General features: G+C 68.0%; 16 protein-coding genes and 1 pseudogene. 9 read left to right on the top strand and 8 right to left on the bottom strand.

The window, feature by feature from the left end; genetic code table 11:
* Nucleotides 1–16: 16 nt before the first annotated feature.
* From HIR79_RS17470 to HIR79_RS17440, 8 genes and pseudogenes are all read left to right on the top strand, one after another.
* Nucleotides 17–796 (top strand): NAD(P)H-flavin reductase, encoded by a 780-nt coding sequence (locus HIR79_RS17470; RefSeq protein WP_169959317.1) that lies wholly within the window; start codon nucleotides 17–19, stop codon nucleotides 794–796.
* The gene (gene folM, locus HIR79_RS17465; RefSeq protein ID WP_169959316.1) at nucleotides 793–1,506 is read left to right on the top strand and encodes a dihydromonapterin reductase; all 714 of its coding nucleotides are present in this window, start codon (nucleotides 793–795) and stop codon (nucleotides 1,504–1,506) included. Before HIR79_RS17470 ends, folM begins: the two co-directional genes overlap by 4 nt.
* Nucleotides 1,507–1,564: 58 nt before the next feature.
* Entirely contained in the window at nucleotides 1,565–1,693 is a 129-nt protein-coding gene (locus HIR79_RS18720) for a hypothetical protein (protein ID WP_276110390.1), read from the top strand.
* A gap of 71 nt (nucleotides 1,694–1,764) precedes the next feature.
* Nucleotides 1,765–1,905: a hypothetical protein gene (locus HIR79_RS17460; RefSeq protein WP_169959315.1), complete on the top strand. Its 141-nt coding sequence runs from the start codon at nucleotides 1,765–1,767 to the stop codon at nucleotides 1,903–1,905.
* A gap of 367 nt (nucleotides 1,906–2,272) precedes the next feature.
* The gene (locus HIR79_RS17455; RefSeq protein ID WP_169959646.1) at nucleotides 2,273–3,322 is read left to right on the top strand and encodes a 3-deoxy-7-phosphoheptulonate synthase; all 1,050 of its coding nucleotides are present in this window, start codon (nucleotides 2,273–2,275) and stop codon (nucleotides 3,320–3,322) included.
* A gap of 309 nt (nucleotides 3,323–3,631) precedes the next feature.
* Nucleotides 3,632–5,080, top strand: coding sequence for an IS66 family transposase (gene tnpC / locus HIR79_RS17450; RefSeq protein WP_154487592.1), 1,449 nt, complete (start codon nucleotides 3,632–3,634; stop codon nucleotides 5,078–5,080).
* Between the two features lie 9 nt (nucleotides 5,081–5,089).
* Nucleotides 5,090–6,091: pseudogene (locus tag HIR79_RS17445) on the top strand (IS110 family RNA-guided transposase); the annotation flags it as partial.
* Nucleotides 6,092–6,511: 420 nt separating this feature from the next.
* Nucleotides 6,512–7,024: a DUF3087 family protein gene (locus tag HIR79_RS17440; protein WP_119022380.1), complete on the top strand. Its 513-nt coding sequence runs from the start codon at nucleotides 6,512–6,514 to the stop codon at nucleotides 7,022–7,024.
* 50 nt (nucleotides 7,025–7,074) lie between these two features.
* Here HIR79_RS17440 and ppk1 read toward each other — a convergent pair whose 3' ends face one another.
* Complete coding sequence (gene ppk1, locus HIR79_RS17435) at nucleotides 7,075–9,285, bottom strand: polyphosphate kinase 1 (RefSeq protein ID WP_169959314.1); 2,211 nt, start codon at nucleotides 9,283–9,285, stop codon at nucleotides 7,075–7,077.
* A gap of 43 nt (nucleotides 9,286–9,328) precedes the next feature.
* A complete protein-coding gene (gene hemB / locus HIR79_RS17430) occupies nucleotides 9,329–10,327 on the bottom strand; it encodes a porphobilinogen synthase (RefSeq protein ID WP_502708680.1) in 999 nt (332 codons plus the stop codon).
* A 220-nt stretch (nucleotides 10,328–10,547) separates the two neighbouring features.
* Here hemB and elbB point away from each other — a divergent pair, with 220 nt between their 5' ends.
* Nucleotides 10,548–11,210, top strand: coding sequence for an isoprenoid biosynthesis glyoxalase ElbB (elbB, locus tag HIR79_RS17425; protein WP_169959312.1), 663 nt, complete (start codon nucleotides 10,548–10,550; stop codon nucleotides 11,208–11,210).
* 109 nt (nucleotides 11,211–11,319) lie between these two features.
* On the opposite strand, the gene tatC is transcribed toward elbB, so the two are convergent.
* From tatC to HIR79_RS17395, 6 genes are read right to left on the bottom strand one after another with little or no spacing between them, the layout of a single operon-like run.
* Nucleotides 11,320–12,090 (bottom strand): twin-arginine translocase subunit TatC, encoded by a 771-nt coding sequence (gene tatC, locus HIR79_RS17420; RefSeq protein WP_169959311.1) that lies wholly within the window; start codon nucleotides 12,088–12,090, stop codon nucleotides 11,320–11,322.
* Nucleotides 12,087–12,527, bottom strand: a complete 441-nt coding sequence (tatB, locus tag HIR79_RS17415) for a Sec-independent protein translocase protein TatB (RefSeq protein ID WP_169959310.1) — start codon at nucleotides 12,525–12,527, stop codon at nucleotides 12,087–12,089. Before tatB ends, tatC begins: the two co-directional genes overlap by 4 nt.
* 6 nt (nucleotides 12,528–12,533) lie before the next feature.
* On the bottom strand, nucleotides 12,534–12,794 hold the full coding sequence (gene tatA / locus HIR79_RS17410; protein ID WP_119022374.1) for a Sec-independent protein translocase subunit TatA: 261 nt from the start codon (nucleotides 12,792–12,794) through the stop codon (nucleotides 12,534–12,536).
* Between the two features lie 50 nt (nucleotides 12,795–12,844).
* Nucleotides 12,845–13,180: a phosphoribosyl-ATP diphosphatase gene (locus tag HIR79_RS17405; protein ID WP_169959309.1), complete on the bottom strand. Its 336-nt coding sequence runs from the start codon at nucleotides 13,178–13,180 to the stop codon at nucleotides 12,845–12,847.
* A gap of 33 nt (nucleotides 13,181–13,213) precedes the next feature.
* Entirely contained in the window at nucleotides 13,214–14,836 is a 1,623-nt protein-coding gene (gene ubiB, locus HIR79_RS17400) for a ubiquinone biosynthesis regulatory protein kinase UbiB (protein ID WP_169959645.1), read from the bottom strand.
* Nucleotides 14,836–15,486, bottom strand: a complete 651-nt coding sequence (locus HIR79_RS17395) for a ubiquinone biosynthesis accessory factor UbiJ (RefSeq protein ID WP_119022372.1) — start codon at nucleotides 15,484–15,486, stop codon at nucleotides 14,836–14,838. Before HIR79_RS17395 ends, ubiB begins: the two co-directional genes overlap by 1 nt.

Here is a 15,486-nt window from a genome sequence, read left to right as displayed (position 1 = left end):
ACCGCATGAGGCATTCATGACGCCAAGGACCCTGACCTGCCTGGTCGACGAGGTCGAGGACCTCACCCCGGACGTCTTCCGGGTGCAGCTGGAGGGCCGCCCCGAGGCGGTGGCCCATGCGCCGGGCCAGTACCTGGAGCTCAAGCTGGACGACGAGACCTGGGTACCCTTCTCCATCGCCAACGCCCACGGCGGCGACGGCGTGATCGAGCTGCATATCCAGCACTGGCCGGAGCGCGAGAATTCCGCGCGCATGCGCGACCTGGTCCAGGTGGCCCGCCGGCTGACCCTGAGGCTGCCCGGCGGCGACTGCGTGCTCGACCCGGACAGTACCCGCCCGCTGCTGCTGATCGCCGCGGGCACCGGCTTCTCCCAGATGAAGGCGATTGTCGAGGCGGCGCTTGCGGCCAACCCCGAGCGGCAGATCGATCTGTGGTGGGCCGCCCGGGAGCGCCGCCAGCTCTACCTGGAGCGGCTCCCCCGGGAGTGGGCCGAGGCCCACCCCGGCTTCTGCTTCCACCCGGTGACCGAGCTCTCGCCGGAGGAGCCCTGGAGCGGCGAGCGGGTGGTCGGCCATCGCGGACGCATCGACCAGGCCCTGGCCGCGGCGCTCGACGACGTCTCGGGCCAGGATGTCTACCTCTCCGGCTCGCCGGGCATGGTCTACGCCTGCGTCGACGTGCTGGCCTCGCTTGGGCTCTCGCCCTCGCGGATCTTCTCCGACGTCTTCGCCTATGCGCCCCGCGACCCGCTGATCCCGGTCACCGGCAGCCTGATCAAGGAGGCGCGCGGATGAGCGCCTCGCCGATCCTGATCACCGGCGGCGCCCAGCGCCTGGGCCGCCACTGCGCCGAGCGCCTGGTGGACGACGGCCACCCGGTGATCATCAGCTATCGCCGCGAGCGGCCGGAGCTTGCGGCGCTGCGCAGCCGCGGCATCGTCACCCTGCCGGCCGATTTCTCCACCGAGGCGGGCATCCTGGACTTCCTCGCGCGCCTCAAGACCGAAACGAGCTCGCTGCGGGCCATCGTCCACAACGCCAGTGACTGGGCGCCGGACTCCACCGGCCCCGAGGCCGGCGCCACCTTCGAGCGGCTCTTCCGCATCCATATGCTGGCGCCCTACCTGATCAACCTGCACGCACGCGAGCTCCTGGAGCGCTGCAGCGAGCCCCAGCGGGATATCGTGCACATGACCGACTACGTGGTGCAGAAGGGCTCGAAGAAGCACGCCGCCTACGCCGCCACCAAGGCAGGGCTCGACAACCTGACCCTGTCGTTCGCCGCCCTGTATGCCCCGACGATTCAGGTCAACGCCATCGCGCCGGCGCTGATCATGCTCAACGAGGGCGACGACGAGGCCTATGCCGAGAAGGCCCGCGCCAAGTCCGCCATGCAGATGGTCCCGGGCCCGGGGGTGATCTACCAGAGCCTGCGCTACCTGCTCGACAACCGCTACGTCACCGGCGTCACCCTGCCGGTCGATGGCGGGCGGCATCTTCGCTAGACTATTGCCGGCAACACACCTCCCTTGACAAAGACCACCCTCGAAGAAGGAGTGACAGATGGCGGGACATGACGAGAACTTCAAGGATGACTCCGGCTTTCTGGCCGTGGCCCTGGGCCTGATCGTGCTGGTGAGCATGAGCGCACTGCCGGCCACCGTCGGCTGGTATCAGGTCGTCGCCGGCTGAACCGCGCCACTTCGCGCCCTTGCCAGCCCGGCGACGATGGGGCACGATGAAGGAGTACTCAGGAGATGACCATGACCGCACCCGCCATCGACATGCACCGCCGCCTCGCCGCTTCTGCCGGCGCCGCTGCGCGTGGGCTCGATTCGGCGACGCGCGGCCGGGGTTACTGGTATGGCTATTTTATGACCGGTGTGCCGGCGGCCATGTCCTGAGCAGCAGACGACATCGCCGGGAGGCACGCCCCACCAGGGTCGCCTCCCGACAGAACCCCCGGAAGGCCACCCGCCCCGGGGGTTTTGCGTTCTGGGGCAGTCGATTCACCCGGACATCAAGATGACAGAGAGGAGAGGCACCATGATCGCACCCATCGCTTTCGCCATTCGCCCGCTGACCGGCGTTACCGGCTATTACGGCGATTGGCGATTTAGCGAGCTGCGGTCGTGCCACTGCGCCACCTCCGACCGTAGCACCATCGGTGGCACCCGACCGACACGATGTATGACCGCTACCCGGAGTTGATGCCCCATGAACGCTTCCCTTGCCGCCGCTGCCCTCGATGACACCGCCCGCCCTGCCCCGATGGCGGCGCAACCCGATGCCAACGCCCGTTCCGCCGCTCAGCCGGCCCGCCCACTGCCCACCCCTGGCGAGCTGCGCCGCGAACTGCCCCTGACCCCCGAGCTTGCCCGGCGGGTCGAGGCTCAGCGCCGTGCGATCCGGGATATCCTCGCCGGCCGCGACGACCGCCTGCTGGTGGTGGTTGGCCCCTGTTCCGTCCACGACCCGGAGGCGGCGCTCGAGTACGCCCGGCGCCTGGCCGAGCTGGCCCCGCGGGTGGCGGATCGCCTGCTGCTGGTGATGCGGGTCTATGTGGAGAAGCCACGCACCACCGTGGGCTGGAAGGGGCTCGCCTATGACCCCGACCTGGATGGTTCAGGCGACATGGCACGCGGCCTCGAGGTATCCCGGCGGCTGATGCGGGAGGTGGCCGAGCTGGGCCTGCCGGTGGCCACCGAGCTGCTGCAGCCGATGCTGGCCCCCTACCTGGAGGACCTGCTGGCCTGGGTGGCGATCGGCGCGCGTACCACCGAGTCCCAGCTGCACCGCGAGCTGGCCAGCGGCCTCGACGCCGTGGTCGGCTTCAAGAACGCCACCGGCGGCGACATCGGCGTGGCCCTGGATGCGATGCGCGCCGCCGCCCACCCGCACCAGCACTTCGGCCTCGACCCGGACGGCCGCCCGGTGGTGCGCGAGACCGCCGGCAACGCCCACACACACCTGGTGCTGCGCGGCGGCCACGGCGAGCCCAACTACCAGGCCGCCCACGTGAAGGCGGCACGCCGCGCGCTGGAGGAGGCCGGCCTGACGCCGCGGCTGATGGTGGACTGCAGCCACGCCAATGCCCGCAAGGACCACCGTCGCCAGAGCGAGGTGCTGCTCGATGTGCTGGCCCAGCGCCTGGCGGGGGAGAGCGCCCTGGCCGGGCTGATGATCGAGAGCCACCTGCACGAGGGCAAGCAGGCGCTGTCACCCGGCCGGCTGCGCCACGGCGTCTCGGTCACCGATGCCTGCATCGGCTGGGAGACCACCGAGCACCTGCTGCTCAGCGCCGCCGACCGGCTGCGGTAGCACAGCACAGTCACTGCCGGCGTGAGGAGCGCCGGGGGCAGGTCTGGAGGGGGTCCTACGCCAGGGATGGCGTCGGTAGCAATGGGATGGAGTCCTCCCCACCCTATATCGGCGTCATTGCGCCACACTGGTGGGCAGGAACACCAACCAGCCTGAGGGTGAGGAGAACTCGTCATGAACATTACCCGTGTCGGCGTCGATATCGCAAAGTCTGTTGTAACTATTCAGGTGGCTGCGGATGGGATATCGCCAACCAGCTGATTTTTCTGGCATAGTGCACAGCATCATTCGGCACACCTATGCGGTGATATGACCATCAGCGATATCAACGTCGACGAGGCCCTGGAGCGGGTCCGGCAGCAGCTCAAGGAAGACCAGACGGTCTCGCCGTCGCTGCGTGCCGCCATCGATGTGCTGATGCTGCTGGTCAAGCTCATGGCCGATCGCCTGGCCACCAGTAGCCGCAACAGCAGCAAGCCACCGTCCCAGGATCCCAATCGCCAGCGCCGCTCGCGCGCCAAAGGCGAGCGGCGCCCCGGCGGACAGCCAGGGCATGAGGGTAAGACGTTGGCGCCGGTGACGGACCCCGACGAGGTGGTCAAGCTCCGTGTCGATCGTCGGCAACTCCCCAAGGGGCGTTCTTACCGCCCGGTCGGCGTCGAAACGCGCCAAGTGCAGGACATCGTAATCCAGGCCGTGGTCACCGAATATCAGGCTGAGGTCCTCGAAGATGATCAGGGGCAACGCTACGTGGCGCCATTCCCCGAGGGCGTGACTCGCCCCATCCAGTATGGCCCTCGCCTCAAGGCGCATGTCGTCTATCTCTCCCAGTATCAGCTGTTGCCCTATGCGCGTATCCGCGAGTTGCTCACCTCGCAGTGCGGCCTGTCGCTGAGCACCGGCACCCTGTTCGCCTTCAACCAGGAGGCCTACCAGCGGGCCGAGGCGTTCGCCGAGTGGGTGATCCCGGCGCTACGTGAAGCAGCCACCGTCCATGCCGATGAAACCGGAATGCAGGTCGGTGGCAAACGCTACTGGCTACACAGCGCCTCCAACGAGGCCCTGACCTGGTTGGCCCCGCACCCCAAGCGCGGCCAGGAAGCGATGGACGCCATCGGCGTATTGCCCTTCGTGCGTGGCGTGCTGGTGCATGATCACTGGAAGCCCTACTACCGCTATCCGGATTGCCGGCACGCGCTCTGTAATGCGCACCACCTTCGGGAGCTGACAGCGGCCTGGGAGAACGATGGCCAGGCATGGGCCAAGGCCTTGCATGACCTGTTGTTGGAGATGCATCGCGCCGTGGAGGTGGCCGACGGCTGCCTCTCGGCCGATGAGACCCGAGCCTGGCGGCAGCGCTATCGAGATTGCCTGGCGAAAGGGGACGCCGAGTGCCCCCCGCCGGTGAAACCGCCACCTGGAACGCGAGGCCGGGCCAAGCGCACCAAGCCGCGCAACCTCCTGGAACGCCTCCAGGCGTACGAGGACGACGTGTTGCGCTTCCTCGACGACCCTGCCGCTCCCTTCACCAACAACCAGGGGGAGCGCGATCTGCGAATGACCAAGGTCCAGCAGAAAATCTCGGGCTGTTTCCGCTCCTGGGAGGGTGCTGAGATCTTCTGCCGCATGCGTAGCTTTCTCTCGACCGCCGTCAAGCAAGGGGTAGCGGCGCATACCGCACTGGAGCAACTGTTTGCGGGGGAGGTGCCAGCCTTCATGCAGCAAGAAGCCCCGACTCAGCCAACCGGTGCTGAATAGTTACAGTCTGTTTTTCATGTCCACGGCGTCGATCGCCATGATCAGGTGCAGTGGCAAGGTAAGTACACCCGCGAAAAATGGCTGGATGAGGTCAGCAAGCGGGTGCCGGCGGGAGCCGAAATCGGCATGGAAGCCTGTGCCTCGTCTCACTACTGGGCGCGGGCCTTGCAGGAGCGAGGCTATCGCGTCAAGTTGATCGCCGCACAGTTCGTGACGCCCTACGTGAAGAGCAACAAGAATGACCGGGTCGACGCCGAAGCGATCTGTGAAGCCATGGGGCGGCCCAGCATGCGCTTCGTGGCCGTCAAGAGCGTCGCTCAGCAGGATACCCAGGCGGCACACCGCATTCGTGAAGAGCTGGTACGGCAGCGCACGGCCAAGGCCAATCAGATACGTGGGCTGGTGGGGGAGTATGGCCTGGTCGCTCCGGTGGGTATCGGTCAGTTGCGTGCCGCCCTGCCTCGCTGGCTGGAAGAGGCAGACAACGGGCTGACGGATGCCTTTCGTGTCCTGCTTGCCGGCCTTGCCGAGGATCTGCGACACCTGGATGAGCGCATCGCGACGGTCACGGCGAGCCTCGAGCGACAGGCCAAGGCAGACCCCGTGGCCAAGCGGCTGATGACGCTGCAGGGTATCGGTCCACTGACCGCCACCGCGCTGGCCGGCGCCCTCGGCGATGGCAAGAGCTTTCGGCGCGGGCGAGATTTTGCCGCCTCGCTCGGCTTGACGCCTCGACAACACAGCACCGGGGGGCGAGACCGCCTGCTGGGCATCAGCAAACGCGGCGACAGTTACCTGCGCAAGCTACTGGTGCATGGTGCGCGATCGGTGCTCCGGCATGTGGGTACCAAGGACGACGGCCTGAGCCAGTGGGTCAGGCACCTGGCCGAGCACAAACATGCCAATGTGGCGGTCGTCGCACTGGCCAACAAGACGGCACGTATCGCCTGGGCGGTAACCCGCCATGAGAGCGCCTATGATGCGTCGCTGGCGTCCCGGCTTTCGGCATGAAAAACCATTGGATTTAGCACGTTAATATAATATTGAGCACCGTCCACCACGATTGCTGAGCATGCTGCAGGATGGCGAACAGGTCGAACCGACGTCAGACAACCCCTTCTGGACGCTGAGCCTTTTGAGCTCGAGGTAGCGATTGGGAGCTGACGTGCGGATAGCCCATCAAGGTCCGATGTTCATGAGAGCATCATTACTGAGACCGGAAATACGTGTGCAGTCGTACCTACCGACCATCGTGCCTCGTGCTTGCAAACGGGGAGGACTCCATATACGCCCAGGGAGGGGTTCACAGCGCCCCCGAACAGGCCTGCCGCCGGAGCAGCTCCGTGGTACTGGCCACCGGGTTAGCCCTGTACCCCAGGGGAGGGAGTCGGGATAATCACCCCGTTTTAGACTCGCCACCCTGGAGGCCCCATGTCATTCCGGTTCGAAACCCACGCTCCCGAGACCTACCGGCGCAAGGCGAAGATGATCAGCCTGGCCATGGCCGGCCAGCTGATCGTCTTCGGACTGGTCTTTGCCCAGCTGCTGCAGGCGGCCTTCGATGGCGGCTTCTGGCTCAACGCGCTGGGGGTGCTGCTGGGCCTGGTGGCCACCAGCCTGACCTTCGCGGTGCTGCGCGAGCGCCCCTGGATGACCGAGATGCGCTACGTCTGGCAGCTCAAGCACCATCTCTCCCGGGTCAGCGCCTATCTCCCCGCGCTGCGCCGCGGCGTGGAGGAGGGCAACGGCACGGCCCTCACCCTTCTCACCTTCTATCACCAGGGCATGGCCCAGCTCGCCGAGCTCAACGGGCGCACCCTGGATGACGATGCCGAGCTGCTCGCCGAGCGCCAGCGGGTGCGCCTGGCCCGCCAGGAGCGCGGCCTGCCCGAGCGGGTCGACGGCTTCGACCCCGAGGACCTGGCCGCCTTCAAGCGCGGCTGACTCCCTCCCCAAGCCTCTGCAGTCGCACTATCGGCGCGGCGGCACGCCCCTCAGGCCTTGGCGGCGTAGGCGTAGAGCAGCGTCTCCTGGGCGCTGATCGGCGCGGCGTCGCCGGGGGTCTGCTTGACGTAGCTGCCGTCGGGCTGCAGCCGCCAGCTCTGGCAGTTGTCCACCAGGTAGGTCTCGAGGTCCTTGCGGACCCGGGCGGCCAGCTTCCTGTCGCGCAGCGGGAAGCAGGTCTCCACCCGGTGGAACATGTTGCGGCTCATGAAATCGGCGCTGGACGCCCACACCTCGGCCTTGCCGTGATTCTGGAAGTAGAACACCCGGGTGTGCTCCAGGAAGCGGCCGATGATCGAGCGCACCCGGATATTCTCCGAGACGCCGGGAATTCCGGGCCGCAGGCAGCACATGCCGCGGATGATCAGGTCGCACTCCACCCCGGCGCGGGAGGCGCGGTAGAGCGCCTGGATCAGCTTGGGCTCGGTCAGCGAGTTGCACTTGATGATCAGGTGGGCGCGGTGCCCCTTGCGGGCGTGCTCCGCCTCGCGGTCGATCATCGCCACCATGCCCTCGTGGAGCGTGAAGGGCGCGTGCAGCAGGGTCTCGATATGCCGGGCACGCCCCATCCCCGAGAGCTGCTGGAACACCTGGTGGACGTCCTCGCACAGCGCCTCGTCGGCGGTGAGCAGGCTGTAGTCGGTATAGAGCCTGGCCGTCTTCGAATGGTAGTTGCCGGTGCCGAGGTGCACGTAGTAGCGCAGCCGCCCCTTCTCGCGCCGCACGATATGCATCATCTTGGCGTGGGTCTTGTAGGCCATCACCCCGTAGATGACGATGGCGCCGGCCTCCTGGAGGCGTGAGGCGAGCGCCAGGTTGTCCGCCTCGTCGAAGCGGGCGCGCAGCTCGATGACCACGGTCACCTCCTTGCCGCCACGCGCCGCCTCCACCAGCGAGGTGACGATGGGGGAGTCGGCGCCGGTGCGGTAGAGGGTCTGCTTGATCGCCAGCACCGAGGGGTCCCGGGCCGCCTCGGCGAGCAGCTCCTCCACCGGCGAGAAGGCCTGGAAGGGGTGGTGGAGCAGGATGTCGCCGGCGGCGATGGCATCGAACAGGCTGCCCTCCTTCTTGAAGTTCTTGGGCAGCCCCGGGGAGAAGGGACGGTAGAAGAGCTCCGGGCGATCCAGGTCCCCCAGCAGCGCCATCATGCGGGTCAGGTTGACCGGCCCGTTGACCCGGTAGAGGTCCTGCTCGGAGAGCGCGAACTCCCTGAGCAGGAAGTCCGCCAGCTCGTCCGGGCAGGTGTCTACCACCTCCAAGCGCACGCCGCTGCCGTAGCGCCGTGCCAGCAGCTCGCCGCGCAGCGCCGAGGCGAGGTCCGAGACCTCCTCCGGGTCCACCGTCATGTCGGCGTTGCGGGTCAGCCGGAACTGGTAGCAGCCGCGCACCCTCATGCCCGGGAAGAGCTCCTCGGCGTGGGCGTGGATCATGGAGGAGAGGAAGACGGCCTCGTTGAAGCCCTCCTCGCACAGCTCGGCAGGCAGGGCGATCACCCGTGGCAGCGAGCGCGGGGCCGGCAGGATGGCGAGCCCCCCCTCGCGGCCGAAGGCGTCCTTGCCCTCGAGCTGGACGATGAAGTTGAGGCTCTTGTTGACCAGCCGCGGGAAGGGGTGGGAGGGGTCCAGCCCGATCGGGCTGATGACCGGCATGATCTCCTCATCGAAGTAGTCGCGCACCCAGGCGCACTGGGCCTCGGTCCAGTCGCTGCGCCGCCGGAAGCGCAGGCCCCGCTCCTCCAGCGCCGGCAGCAGGGCCTCGTTGAGGATGCGGTACTGGCGCTCGATCTGCTCATGGGCGATCTGCGAGATCTCGCCGAGCACCGACTGCGGCGAGCGGCCGTCGATGCCGGTGCTGTCGTCGCCCAGGGCCACCCGGTGCTTCAGGCCGGCCACCCGGATCTCGAAGAACTCGTCCAGGTTGGAGGAGAAGATCAGCAGGAACATCAGCCGATTGAGCAGCGGATGCGACTCGTCCAGGGCCTGCTCCAGGACCCGCATGTTGAACTGCAGATGCGAGAGCTCGCGGTTGAAGTAGAGGCTGGGGTCGGCCAGGTCCGCCTCCGCCTCCGGCAGCGCCTTGGGCTTGATGCCGGTGCGGGTCTGGTTGAGGCGCGGAGCCGGCGGCTCGGGCAGGGCCTCCTCGCTCGAGGCCTCGGCGGGCCCGGCGACAGGGGGGGCGGATTCGGGGCTACGGTCTTCCATGGGCAACTCTCTCGGGGTCCAGGAAGGGGCCGAGCCCCCTCCATCACTGGGCGAGCAGGCGGGCGGCCCGCTTGGCAAAGTAGGTCAGCACGCCGTCCGCACCGGCGCGCTTGAAGCAGGTCAGCGACTCGAGGATCACGCTGTCGGCATCCAGCCAGCCGTTCTCGAAGGCGGCCATGTGCATGGCGTATTCGCCGCTCACCTGGTAGGCGAAGGTGGGCACCTTGAGCTCATCCTTGACCCGACGCACCACGTCGAGATAGGGCATGCCGGGCTTGATCATCACCATGTCGGCGCCCTCGGCCAGGTCGAGTGCCACCTCATGGAGCGCCTCGTCGCCGTTGGCAGGATCCATCTGGTAGGTGCTCTTGTCGGCCTTTCCGAGGTTGGCGGAGGAGCCCACCGCATCGCGGAAGGGGCCGTAGTAGCGCGAGGCGTACTTGGCGCTGTAGGCCATGATGCGGGTGTTGACCAGGTGCTCCTGCTCCAGCACCCGGCGGATCTCGCCGATGCGGCCGTCCATCATGTCCGAGGGGGCCACCACGTCGGCGCCGGCCTCGGCGTGGGAGAGCGCCTGCTTGAGCAGGGTCTCCACGGTGCGGTCGTTCAGCACATAGCCCTGCTCGTCGATGATGCCGTCCTGGCCGTGGCTGGTGTAGGGGTCCAGGGCCACGTCGGTGATGATGCCGAGCTCGGGCAGGGCCTCCTTGAGGGCGCGCACGCTGCGCTGCACCAGGCCGTTGGCGCTGTAGGCCTCCTCGGCCAGCTCGCTCTTCAGGGCCGGGTCGATCACCGGAAACAGCGCCAGGGCGGGAATGCCCAGCGCGAAGGCCTCGCGGGCCTCCTCGATCAAGAGGTCCAGCGACAGGCGCTCGACGCCGGGCATCGAGGGCACGGCCTCGCGCTGGTTCTCGCCCTCCAGCACGAACACCGGCCAGATCAGGTCGGCCGGTGTCAGGGTGTGCTCGCGCATCAGCCGACGCGAGAAGTCGTCGCGGCGCATGCGGCGCAAGCGGGTAGCGGGAAACTGGCGGGTGGTCATGAAGCTCAAGGCGATTCTCCAGCGTGGGTCGCCGGCCAGACGGCATTGTGGCGACGCAGGATGACGGTTGGGTGACAGTGGCGCTGCGGCTGACTCCGAGTATATCAGCGCGCCGGTGCGCCGAAAGTCTCGCCTTGTCGCACCCGGACGTTCGCTCTAGAGTGTGGGGTTCGATTATCGGGCCCGCCTGCCGGCGGGTGACCCCTGCAAGGAGACAGGCATGAGCAAACAGGTGGCGGTGATTCTCTCGGGCTGCGGTGTCTTCGACGGCTCCGAGATCTACGAGACCACCCTGACCCTGCTGCGGCTCGACCAGCTGGGCATCGGCTATCGCTGCTTCGCCCCGGACATCGAGCAGCACCACGTGATCGACCATCGCAGCGGTGAGGTGGCCGAGGGCGAGACGCGCAATGTGCTGACGGAGTCGGCGCGTCTGGCCCGCGGCGAGATCTCGCCGCTCGCGGAGCTGGCCGCCGACGACTTCGACGCGGTAATCCTGCCCGGCGGCTTCGGGGCGGCCAAGAACCTGTCGAGCTTCGCCGAGGCGGGGGCCGACATGGAGGTACTGGGCGAGCTCCGGGAGGCCCTGGCCGGCTTCTTTGACGCCCGCAAGCCGATCGGCCTGATGTGCATCGCGCCGGTGATGGTGCCGAAGCTGCTGGGCAATGGCATCGCCGTGACCATCGGCCACGACCCGGGTGTCTCCGGCGCCATCAGCGCCATGGGCGGGCTGCACCGCACCTGCGGCGTGGAGGAGATCGTGGTGGACTTCGAGAACCGCGTGGTCACCACCCCGGCCTACATGCTGGCGACCCGCATCAGCGAGGCGGCCACCGGCATCTTCAAGCTGGTCGACCGCATCGACGAGCTGATGGATCGCTGAGCCGCAAGCGGCAGGCTCCCCGAGCCGCAGGCGTCCGGAAACCAAGAACCCCGCAGGCTCACGCCTGCGGGGTTCACTTTTGGGCAGGGCCAGACGGATGCCTTGCCGCTCAGGCCTCGTCTTCCTCCGCCGCGCGCCGCTGCTTCTTGCGGCGTGGCAGGCGCCCGAACAGCAGGCCCACCTCGTAGAGCAGGTACATGGGCACCGCCAGCAGGGTCTGGGAGATTACGTCCGGGGGGGTGAGCAGCATGCCCACCACGAAGCAGCCGAGGATGATGTAGGGGCGCTTCTTCGACAGGCTCTCCACCGTGGTGACCCCTGAGGCGATCAGCAGGAAGGTGGCGATGGGGATCTCGAAGGCCACCCCGAAGGCGAAGAACAGCTTGAGCACGAAGTTGAGGTAGGCGTTGATGTCGGTCATCACCGCCACGTTCTCAGGCCCCGTCTGGGTGAAGAACTGGAACAGCAGCGGGAAGACCACGTAGTAGGCGAAGGCCGCCCCGGCGTAGAACAGCAGCACGCTGGAGGCCAGGATCGGCAGCGCCAGGGCCTTCTCGTTGTCGTAGAGCCCCGGGGCCACGAAGGCCCACGCCTGGTGCAGCACATAGGGTACGGCGATGAACACCGCCACCACCAGGGTCAGCTTGAAGGGCGCCAGGAAGGGCGAGGCCACCTCGGTGGCGATCATCTGCGAGCCTTCCGGCAGCAGCGCCATCAGCGGCTGGGCCACGAAGGTGTAGATGTCGTTGGCGAAGGCGTAGAGGCCCAGGAAGATCACCAGGATCGCCACCACGCTGCGCAGCAGTCGCGAGCGCAGTTCGATCAGGTGCTCGATCAGGGTGGCCTGGTGCTGTTCCGGGCTGTCACCGGTCTTGCTCATCGGGAGGAAGCGTCCTTGTCGGCGGCGGTGGGCTCGGGGCGTTCATCGGGGCGCGCATCGTCAGCCGGCCCCTGGCTGCCGGCGCCGTCGCGGCGGGCGCGGGCCAGGGCGTCGTCCAGGCGCTGCTCGGCGCTGGGCGCGGGGGCCTGGTCCGGCTTGCTCTCGGCAGGGCGGTCGGGCTCGGCGAGGCTCTCCACGTCGCGCTGGACCTGGCGCACGCTCTCGTCGAGCTTCTTCTGCTGCTCGTTGAGCTTCTGGCGCAGCTCCTCCGCCTCGAGCTGGGCGCTGATCTCGCGCTGCATGCCGGAGACGGTGCGCTTGATCTTGCCGATCCATAGCCCCGCCGTGCGCGCCGCCTTGGGCAGCCGCTCCGGGCCCAGCACCAGCAGGCCGACCACGCCGATGATCATGAGTTCGAGAAAGCCGATGTCAAACATGGCGGCTTACTTGCGCTCTTCCTGTTCCTCGGGCTTGCGCTCGGCCTGGACGTCGTAGGTGTTGGTCTCTTCCTTGTGGTCCACGCGGGCCTGGGTCTGGGCGTCGTCCTTCTCCTCGCCCTTCTCCTCCTCGTGCATGGCCTTCTTGAAGCCCTTCACGGCGCCACCCAGGTCGCTGCCGACGTTGCGCAGCTTCTTGGTGCCGAAGATCAGGATGATGATGCCGAGTACGATCAGCAGCTGCCAGATACTGATACCACCTAACATGTGTGCTTCCTCTGGAACGGGGCCCCGGCCTGTCCGGGAGCCGTAAGAATCTATTGCTGCCTGGCGGCCTTCTCGTCGTGGCCGGAGACGCCGAAGCGGCGGCCCAGCTCGTCGAGCACGGCGCGGTGGTCGAGGTCGAGGTGCGACAGCATCACCAGGCTATGAAACCACAGGTCGGCCGTCTCGGCGATCAACGCCTCACGCTCGGCCTCGCCTCCACGCTCCGCATCCTTGGCGGCCAGCAGGGTCTCGGTGGCTTCCTCGCCGACCTTCTCGAGTATCTTGTTCAGGCCCTTGTGATGCAAGGCGGCGACGTAGGAATCCTGCGGATCCCCCTGGCGGCGTTGATCCAGGACAGCTTGCAGGCGCTCGAGAATATCGCTCATGGATGAAGGTTCCGTGACGTGGGTGGAGGGGAGTCAGTGCCAGGCCAGCAGGGCCAGGCCGAGGATGGCGGCGGCCAGGGCGGGCCAGGGCTGGCCGGCGGCCCACTGGCTAAGCGGCTGCCAGGCGAGCGCCAGGGCCACCAGCAGGAGCCCCAGGCGCAGGCGGCGGCCGCGCCGGCCCTCGCGAATCAGCTGCTGGCGGATGCCTCCCAATGCCTCGCCCTGGCGGCGGCGCTGGCGCTTCTCCTGGTCCATCTGGGAGAGCGCCTGGTGGGCCAGCACCGGCAGTTCGGGCAGCTGGCGGGTCAGCTCGGGCGCCTGGCGCTTGAGAGACTCCCAGAAGCCCCGGGTGCCGGCGCGCTCCTTCATCCACTGCTCCAGGAAGGGCTTGGCGGTCTTCCAGAGGTCCAGGTCGGGGTAGAGCTGGCGGCCCAGCCCCTCGATGTTGAGCAGGGTCTTCTGCAGCAGCACCAGCTGGGGCTGCACCTCCATGTCGAAGCGCCGCGCGGTCTGGAACAGGCCCAGCAGCACCTGGCCGAAGGAGATGTCCTTGAGAGGCTTCTCGAGGATCGGCTCGCACACCGTGCGGATCGCCGCGGCGAACTCGTTGGCTCGGGTGTTCTCGCCGACCCAGCCCGACTCGATGTGCAGGGCGGCCACCTCGTAGTAGTCCTGGTGGAAGAAGGCCAGCAGGTTGCGGGCCAGGTAGTCCTGGTCCTCGCGGGTCAGACTGCCGACGATGCCGCAGTCGATGGCGATGTACTGGGGGTCGTGGGGATGCTCCCGGGCGACGAAGATGTTGCCGGGGTGCATGTCGGCGTGGAAGAAGTTGTCGCGGAACACCTGGGTGAAGAAGATCTCCACGCCGCGCTCGGCGAGCCGCTTGAGGTCGGTCTCCTGGGCCTCGAGGGCGGCGATGTCGGCCACCGGAACGCCGTAGATGCGCTCCTGCACCATGACGCGCTGGCGGGTCAGCTCCCAGTGGATCGCCGGCACGTAGAGCAGTGGCGAGTTCTTGAAGTTGCGCTTGAGCTGGGAGGTGTTGGCGGCCTCCTTGTGCAGGTCGAGCTCGTCGAACAGCGTCGCCTCGTAGTCGCGCACCACCTCCACCGGGCGCAGGCGGCGCGCCTCGGGGACCAGGGTCAGCAGCCGGGCGAAGCGGTACATCAGCGCCATGTCCTGGCGCATCACCCGGTCGATGCCGGGGCGGATGATCTTGACCACCACCTCCTCGCCGCTGTGCAGGCGCGCGCCATGCACCTGGGCGATGGACGCCGAGGCCAGCGGCTCGGCGTCGAAGCGGGCGAAGGCCAGCGCCACGGTCATGCCGAGCTCCTCCTCCACCACGGCCAGCGCCTGGTCGCCGGGGAAGGGGGGCACCTGGTCCTGCAGGCGCTTCATCTCGTCGGCGATGTCTGCCGGCAGCAGGTCGCGGCGGGTGGAGAGCACCTGGCCGAACTTGACGAAGATGGGGCCCAGCGATTCCAGCGCCAGGCGCAGGCGCGCACCGCGAGAGCGCTCGCCGATGGGCACCAGGCGCAGCGGCGAGAGCCTGAAGAGAGTGCGCAGCGCCCAGGGCAGCCGTTCCAGGGGAATCAGGGTGTCCAGCCGATAGCGAGTGATCACCCAGAGGATGCGCAGCAGCCGCAGCAGCATCATGGCGTCACCCGCTCGGCCTGCTGCGCCGCCAGGCGGCGGTGCAGGCGCGCCAGGCGTGCCTCCAGGCGGTCGGTGGCGATCTCCAGCTCGGTGAGGTGGTCGCGCAGCACCTCCAGCTGTGGGCGGCCGGGCAGCCAGCGCGCCTCCTCCACCAGGTATTCGGAGAGGTCGGCACAGAACTCCTCCCGGGTGCGCAGCCCGAAGCGGCCCAGGCGGCGCAACCCCTCGGCGAGGCTGTTGGCGGGCACATCGCCCAGCCAGCGGGCCAGTTCGCCCTCCCAGTCCGGGTCGAGGTCGAGCAGCAGGTCGCGGGTGGCCTCCAGCAGCGGGATACGCCCGCGCACCGCCAGCCTCCCCTGGAACATCAGCCGCTCCAGGGAGGCGCCACCGAGCAGGGCGCCTGCGGTCTCGGCGTCCAGCTCCACCACGGCGTCGAAGGCCGTCTCGTCGGCGTCGTCCGGGCGCAGCAGGTCGAGGCCGTGGGCATGGTAGTGGATCGCCAGGGCCAGCTCGGGGTTCTCCAGGCGCAGCAGCAGCCGCTGGCCGGCGAGCCGGGCAAGCCGCGAGGGGGCCGCCGGGTCGCGGGCGAGCAGGGTATTGAGGGTGCGCTCCAGGCCGGCCAGCAGCAGGGTCGGGGTCAACGCCAT

The sequence above is a fragment of the Halomonas sp. PGE1 genome, from assembly GCF_013000985.1.
GTDB classification, from domain to species: Bacteria; Pseudomonadota; Gammaproteobacteria; order Pseudomonadales; family Halomonadaceae; genus Halomonas; species Halomonas alkalicola.
The sequence above is the reverse complement of the archived record's forward strand: the minus strand, read 5'-3'. Positions and strand labels throughout refer to the sequence as shown.